Below are 6823 nucleotides of genomic sequence, written 5' to 3'. Positions count from 1 at the left end.
GGGCACCGGTGCGGCGACACCGCTGGCCGGTCAGCAGGTCACCGTCACCGGCGTCGTCGTCGGCGACACCCCGGGCCTGTCCGGGTTCTCCCTGCAGGACCGCGACGGCGACGGCGACCCGGCCACCTCCGACGGCGTGTTCGTCTACAGCGCCGCCGCCGTCGACCTCGGCGACACCGTCACCGTCACCGGTGGGGCGCAGGAGTTCGAGGGCCAGACGCAGGTCCGCGCCTCCTCCGTCGCGGTCACCGCCGAGGGCACCGCGGCGGACCTGCCCGCGCCCGCCGCGCTGGAGCTGCCCGCCGGCGACGCCGAGCACGAGCGCCACGAGGGGATGCGCGTCGCCCCCGCCGACCGCCTCACGGTCAGCGAGGTCTACGACCTCACGAGCTTCGGCGAGCTGACCCTCTCCGAGGGCGGCGTGCTCGTGCAGCCCACCGAGCTGGCCCGCCCCGGCGCCGGCGCGCAGGCGATCGCCGCGGAGAACGCCCGGCGCAGCATCGTCCTGGACGACGCCGTCAGCGCCCGCGCCTCCGTCACCGCCCGCCCGTACCTGAGCCCGACCACCCCGGTGCGCGTGGGCGACGAGCTGTCCTTCACCGAGCCGCTGGTGCTCGGCTTCGGCTTCGGCGCGTGGCGGTTGCAGCCGGCCGACGGCACGGCCGACGGCGTCTTCGCCCCGCAGGACACCCGCCCGCAGGCCCCCGAGGCCGTCGGCGGCGACGTGCGGGTCGGCGCGTTCAACGTGCTGAACTACTTCCTCACCTTCGGCGGTGTCGGCCGCGGTGCCCCGGACCAGGCCGAGCTGGACGAGCAGGCCGGCAAGATCGTGCCGGCGATCCGCGCGCTGGGCGCCGACGTCGTCACCCTCATGGAGATCGAGGACACCGACTCCAGCCGCCTGACCCCCGGGAACGCGAACACCGCCCTGGCCGACCTGGTGCGCCGGCTGAACACCGCCGCCGGGTTCGAGGAGTGGAGGTACGTGCCGCTGCCGGACGAGCTGTACGGCGTCCAGCGCGACGTCATCCGCAACGCGATCGTCTACAAGCAGGACGTCGTGCAGCCGGTCGGCGACCCCGTCGGCCTGGTCGACGAGAGCGTGTGGACCAACGCCCGCGAGCCGATCGCGCAGACGTTCGTCAAGGACGGCGACACGTTCACCGTGGTGGCCGACCACTTCAAGTCCAAGGGCGGCACCGGCACCGGCGACAACGCCGACACCGGCCAGGGTTCCTTCAACGGCGACCGCGTCCGCCAGGCCGCCTCGCTGGCCGGGTTCGTCGACGGCCTGCGCAGGAGCACGGGTGACGCCGACGTGGTGGCGCTGGGCGACTTCAACGCCTACACCCGGGAGGACCCGATCGAGGTCCTGCGCACCGAGGCCGGCCTGGTCGACCTCGGTGAGCGGTTCGACGCGGGCCGCTACAGCTACGTCTTCGACGCGCTGTCCGGTTCCCTGGACCACGCCCTGGCCACCGCCGAGCTGACCGCGAAGGTGACCGACGCCACCCACTGGAACATCAACTCCGTGGAGTCCTTCGCCTACGAGTACGGCAGCGACCCGGCGCTGTACGCGCCGAACCCGTACCGCTCCAGCGACCACGACCCGGTCGTCTTCGGCATCGACCTCGACGAGCGCTGCCAGGGCCTGGTGCCCACGATCCGCGGCACCGCCGGCGACGACGTGCTCACCGGAACCACCGGCCGCGACGTCGTCGCGGGCCTGGGCGGGAACGACGTGATCAGCGGCGGCAACGGCGACGACGTGCTCTGCGGCGGCGCCGGGGACGACACCCTCTCCGGCGGCAACGGCGACGACGCGCTGCTCGGCGGGTTCGGCGCCGACCGCCTCGCCGGCGACAACGGCGCGGACGCGCTCGTCGGCGGCCCGGGCACCGACGTGCTGGCGCCGGGTCGCGGCACCGGCCGCGAGGAGCAGGACGGCGCCGGGTCCTGACCTCGGCACCCACCGGCGAGCGCCCGGGACCCCGCGGGGTCCCGGGCGCTCGCGCGTCCGGTCGGAGCACGTGGGCTCCGGCGCCGGCTCCGCCGCGGGGGAGCGCGGCGTCGAGGCCGTCCCCGTCGAGGGCGTCCCCGTCGAGGCCGTCGTGCCTACGGTGGTGCGGTGGGCGGGACGTGGGAGCGGCAGGCCCCGGGCGTGCTGGTGCTGCCCAGCGGGCGGCTGGTGCGAGGACGGGGGGTGCGCGCCGGGGTGCCGCCCGGGCCTGCGCCCGAGGCCGCCCTGTACCTGCTGGCCAGGCGGCCTGCGCCCACGCCGTGGCCCTCGCGGTGGGTGCGCTGGCCCGACTTCTGGTTGCCCACCGACCGGGTGCTCGCGCAGGAGGCGCTGCGCTGGGCGTGGTGTCGTGCTCAGGACGACCGGGTGGAGGTGGCCTGCGGGGGTGGTGCGGGACGGACCGGTACCGCCCTGGCGTGCCTGGCGGTGCTGGACGGGTTGCCGGCGCGGGCCGCCGTCGCCCACGTGCGCGAGGGGTACCACCGGCGCGCGGTGGAGACGCCGTGGCAGCGGCGTTTCGTCGAGCGCTTCGCCGGGACGAGGTGAGGGTCGTCGGCGCTGGTGCGCTGACGCGCCCAGCGCGCCGTGACCGCGACGTCGTGCAGCGGCCCGGTGAGCAGCAGGTGGCTGCCCGAGCCCACCTCCAGGCGCGGTGCGATCCGCCACGAGCTGCGCGCCCTCGACGGTCGACGTGTCCGCCTCGATGAACCGGTCCGGGCGCTCGTACCCGTCGGGCACGTCCCCGCCGGGCACGTCCGGGCCGTGGTCCACACGTCGGCGCCCACCTCCCGCAGGCGGGTGACGACTCTGCAGCAGATCCGGTGGTGCGCGGTCCGGCTCAGACCTCGTGGTCGGCGATGACGAGCTCTGCCACGAGGCCGCCGCGGAGCGTGAAGCGGTGGTCCAGGTCGGCGACGCCGCCCGGGAAGGTCCCCTCGAGCCGCAGGAGGGTCGAGCGGTGGACCCTCCCCCGGGGAGAGCCTGCGCCGCTACCACGAGGGCGCCCTGCTGGAACCGGCCGTGGTGGACCAGGCGACCGGCTACCGCTACCACGCCGTCGAGCAGATCCCGACCGCGCAGGTCATCCACCGCCTGCGCGAGCTCGACGTCCCCCTGGTCGACGTGCAGCGCATCCTGCGCACGCCGGACCCGCCCGCACGGTCGCGGCCGTGGAGGCCGTGGTCGGCGAGCACGACGGCATCGAGGTCACCTACGGCGAGCTCGGCACCTGGGTCGTGCGGAACGCGATGTCGGTCGCGGGGCCCGTGCGGGAGGTCTACCGCGTCGGGCCCCGGGACGCGAGCGACCCGGCCGCGTGGCGCACCGAGATCGGGTGGCCGGTGTTCCGGGTGACCTGAGCGGCTCGGCGGACCGACGGGCGGCGTCGCCCGCTCGCTCCACGACCTGCGCGGGCGCTAGCCGTCCTCGCCCGAGGCGGTGCGCAGGTCGTAGGCGGCCTGGTCCACCAGCTGCTCCGCGGTGCGCGCCCGGGCGGCGGCCTCGTCGAAGGCGTCGGAGGGCACCGTGGTCCGGGCCAGCGCCGAGACGGCCCCGGCGAGCGCGGAACCGTCGACCGCGGGTGGGCGCTTGGCCCGCGAGGCCAGTGCCCGCGCCAGGGCGGACGCCTCGTCGGCGACCTCGGCCGCGCCCTCGCGAGAGGCGGCGCGCTCGAGGTCCACGAGGGTCTCGCGCCAGTGGGCGCGCGCGGCGGTGAGGGCTTCGCGCTGGGCGGTCAGGTCGTCGCGGTCCGATCGCGTGCTCACGGGGCGTGCCGCCTTCCGGTCGGGTGGGAGCGGGGTCCCCGGCGGGGACGCGGACCATCCTGCCCGTCCGCCCCGACACCCCGCGGCGCACGGCTCCCGGTGCGCGCTCTCAGGTGGACTCCCGCGCCCGGAAGACGTGCTCGACCACCCGCACGGGCGGCGGCGCGCCGGCGGGCGCCTCGGTGAGCTCGAGCACGAGGTCGAGCGCCGCGCGGGCCACCTCGGCCAGGTCGATGGCCAGCGTCGACAGCCGCGGGGTGCAGAAGTCCCCGACGGCCAGGCCGTCGACGCCCACGACGCGCACCTCCCGCGGCACCGCGCGCCGCGCCTCGTGCAGCTCGCGCAGCAGGCGGAAGCCGTCGAGGTCGTTGTGCGCGACGACGGCGTCGGTGCCCGCCGGCAGGTGGGAGAAGGCGCTCGTGCGGTGCGCGAGGTGGGGTTCGACACCGCGGGTGCGGAACGCCGCCACGAACGCGGCCGCCCGCGAGGAACCCCCGGGCGGGGTGGTGACGTCGAGGACGACGGGCCGCCGGCTGCCGCGCGCCAGCAGGTGCTCGACCGCCTGCGCGCTCGCGGCCGTGCGCTCGAAGACGACCCGGGCGCGCCCCGGGTGCGGGCGCGGCGGGTCGACCTCCACGACGGGCAGGTTCGGCGCGCCGACGGCGGGGTCGGGGAACTCGGTGCCGGTGAAGGCGATCACGGCGTCCGCCCCGGCGGCGAGGCCGGGGGCGCCCGCGGCCTCGGCCATGACCACGTGCCAGCCGCGGGCGGCGGCCAGCCCCAGGACCGCCGAGGCGAGCTCGCCGTAGTAGGGGTTGGCCAGGTCGCCGACCACGAGGCCCAGGGTGCGGGCGGCGGGTTTGACCAGCCCGCGCCCGAAGCGGGAGGGGTGGTAGCGCAGCTCCCGCGCGGCGGCCAGCACGCGCTCGCGGGTGGCGGGGTTGATGCCGGGCATGTCGTGCAGCGCCCGGGTCACGGTCTGCCGGGAGACCCCGGCGGCGCGCGCCACGTCGACGATCGTCGCGGCGCGCGCCGGGGGGGCGCTCACCCCTCGCGCAGGTCCAGCCAGGCGACCTGCCGCTCGTCCAGCTCGACGCCCAGGCCGGTCATCGACGAGCGGGACTCGGCGATGGTGCGCGGGCCGAACAGCGCGAACGTCGGGAACGGCTGGGCGAGCACGTAGGCCAGCGCGACGGCCGTGGCCGGCACGCCGAGCTCGCGGCCGAGCTCCTCCGCGCGCGCCTTGCGCTCGAAGTTCTCCTCGCTGTAGTAGCAGCGCACCAGTTCGGCGTCGCTGCGGTCGGCGGCGTCGGCGCGGGCGAAGAACCCGCGCGCCTGGGAGGACCACGGCAGCAGCGCGATGCCGCGCTCGGTGAGCCACTGCTTGGAGGCGGCGTCGGTGACGTGGCGGCAGCCGGCCCACGGGACGTCGTAGGCCTCGGCGAGCCCGAAGTGGTTGGACAGCACGGTGAACGGGCGCTTGCCGTTGGCGGCGGCGTAGGCGTTCGCCTCGTCGACGCGGGCGGTGGACCAGTTCGAGCCGCCGTAGGCGCTGATCCGGCCGGCGGAGGCGTGCTCGTCGAGGACGTCGACGAACTCGCCCACGGGGATGTCCTCGTTGTCGCGGTGCATCATGTAGATGTCCGCGTGGTCGTGGCCCTGGCGCTCCAGGGACTCGAAGAGCTGGCGGGTCAGCGACTCGGGGTCGTTGTGGGGGGTGTGGCAGCCCTTGACGATGACGTTGACGTCCGAGCGGATCCCGCGGTTGGCCAGCCACCGGCCGAACAGCCGCTCGTACTTGCCCATGCCGTACAGCCAGGCCGTGTCGAAGGTGTTGCCGCCGGCCTCGACGAAGTTGTCGAAGATCGCCGACGCGTGGGCGAGGTCGGGCTGGTTGTCGCAGCCCATGACGAGGCGGGAGACGGGCTTGTCCAGGCCCTGGACCGTCCCGTACCTCATGGCGGTGGGCTCGGTGCGCCGCAGCGGCAGGCCGGAGACCGTCGGGATGTCGGCGGTGTCGGTCTCGAAGGGGTAGCGCAGGCCGATCGCGTCGCGCCAGCGGTTGAGGACCGCGTTGACGGCGAGGCTGTCGTCGAGGGTGAACACCGGGGTCTCGTCGGAGACCAGCGCCCGGGCCTCGCGGGCGTAGGCCTTGTTCTCCGGCAGCCCGGGGTCGAACGCGAACGTCTCGGGCTGCGCGCCGGGCCGGGTGAGGACGACGCGGGTGTCGCCGAGGACCGTCCACGGGTCGGGCAGGTGGATCGTGCCGCCGGAGCCGTGCACGGTGAGCGTCTGGGGCTCCGAGAGCGCGACCCCGGTGCGGACGGAGGCCGTCACGCCACCGGTGAAGGTGATCGAGGCCACGGCCCACTCGTCGACGCCGGTCTCCCCGACGGTGCCCTGCGCGGAGAACGCGGTCACCGCGGCCGGGCGGTCCAGGGCGGCGCCGGCGACGAGGTGGGCGGCGGAGACGGGGTAGCCCCCGACGTCGAGGATCCCGCCGCCGGCGAGGTCGGCGTCGTAGAGGCGCCCCTCCTTCGCGCCGGTGGCGAACGCGAAGCTGGCGTCGACGTGCTGGACGGTGCCGATCGCGCCGGTGCGCACGAGGTCCAGCAGCTTCGCCGTCTGCGGGTGGTGGGCGTACATGTACGCCTCGAGGAAGCGCACCCCGGCGGCGCGGGCGGCGTCGACGACGGCCATCACGGTGCCGTGGTTGGGGGCCAGGGGCTTCTCGCACAGCACGTGCTTGCCGGCGCGGACGGCGGCCAGGGCGAGCTTCGCGTGGGTGACGTGCACGGTGGAGACGTAGACCGCGTCGACGTCGTCGCGGGCGAGGACGTCGTCGTAGTCGCCGACGGCGGCCGGGGCCGCGAAGAGGGGGGCGAACTCCGCCGCGAAGGCGCGGGCGCGCTCGGCGCCGGCCGCGGTGGGGGAGGCGCCGACGGCCACGAGCTCGTGGCCCGCGGCGGGCAGCTGGCTCACGAAGCGGCGGGCGATGCCACCGGGGCCGATGACGGCCCAGCGGGTGGGGGAGGTGGGC

5 protein-coding genes and 2 pseudogenes are annotated in these 6823 nt (G+C 75.9%); 3 read left to right on the top strand and 4 right to left on the bottom strand.

The window, feature by feature from the left end; all coding sequences use genetic code 11:
• Together GTQ99_RS17675 and GTQ99_RS17670 are read left to right on the top strand one after the other, a co-directional pair.
• The coding region (locus GTQ99_RS17675) for an ExeM/NucH family extracellular endonuclease (protein ID WP_166617041.1) at positions 1-1960 on the top strand (1960 nt) is incomplete at its 5' end.
• Between the two features lie 168 nt (positions 1961-2128).
• On the top strand, positions 2129-2566 hold the full coding sequence (locus GTQ99_RS17670) for a protein-tyrosine phosphatase family protein (RefSeq protein ID WP_166617040.1): 438 nt from the start codon (positions 2129-2131) through the stop codon (positions 2564-2566).
• A 292-nt stretch (positions 2567-2858) separates the two neighbouring features.
• On the opposite strand, the pseudogene GTQ99_RS27595 reads toward GTQ99_RS17670, so the two are convergent.
• Positions 2859-2969 (bottom strand): annotated as a pseudogene (locus GTQ99_RS27595) (nuclear transport factor 2 family protein); the annotation flags it as partial.
• A gap of 32 nt (positions 2970-3001) precedes the next feature.
• On the opposite strand from GTQ99_RS27595, the pseudogene GTQ99_RS27590 reads away from it, so the two are divergent.
• Positions 3002-3378, top strand: a pseudogene (locus GTQ99_RS27590) (MerR family transcriptional regulator).
• A 57-nt stretch (positions 3379-3435) separates the two neighbouring features.
• Here GTQ99_RS27590 and GTQ99_RS17655 read toward each other — a convergent pair.
• The 3 genes from GTQ99_RS17655 to GTQ99_RS17645 all read right to left on the bottom strand — a co-directional run.
• Complete coding sequence (locus GTQ99_RS17655; protein ID WP_166617039.1) at positions 3436-3783, bottom strand: hypothetical protein; 348 nt, start codon at positions 3781-3783, stop codon at positions 3436-3438.
• 109 nt (positions 3784-3892) lie between these two features.
• Positions 3893-4831 carry a substrate-binding domain-containing protein gene (locus GTQ99_RS17650; RefSeq protein ID WP_166617038.1) on the bottom strand — a complete coding sequence of 313 codons (939 nt, stop codon included), beginning with the start codon at positions 4829-4831 and terminating at the stop codon, positions 3893-3895.
• Positions 4828-6823 (bottom strand): aldo/keto reductase (locus GTQ99_RS17645; RefSeq protein WP_205707710.1); only part of this gene is annotated, 1996 nt, incomplete at its 5' end. The genes GTQ99_RS17650 and GTQ99_RS17645, both read right to left, overlap by 4 nt.

The organism is Kineococcus vitellinus (genome assembly GCF_009906315.1).
Taxonomy (GTDB): Bacteria; Actinomycetota; Actinomycetes; order Actinomycetales; family Kineococcaceae; genus Kineococcus; species Kineococcus vitellinus.
This window is presented reverse-complemented; position numbering and strand designations above follow the sequence as displayed.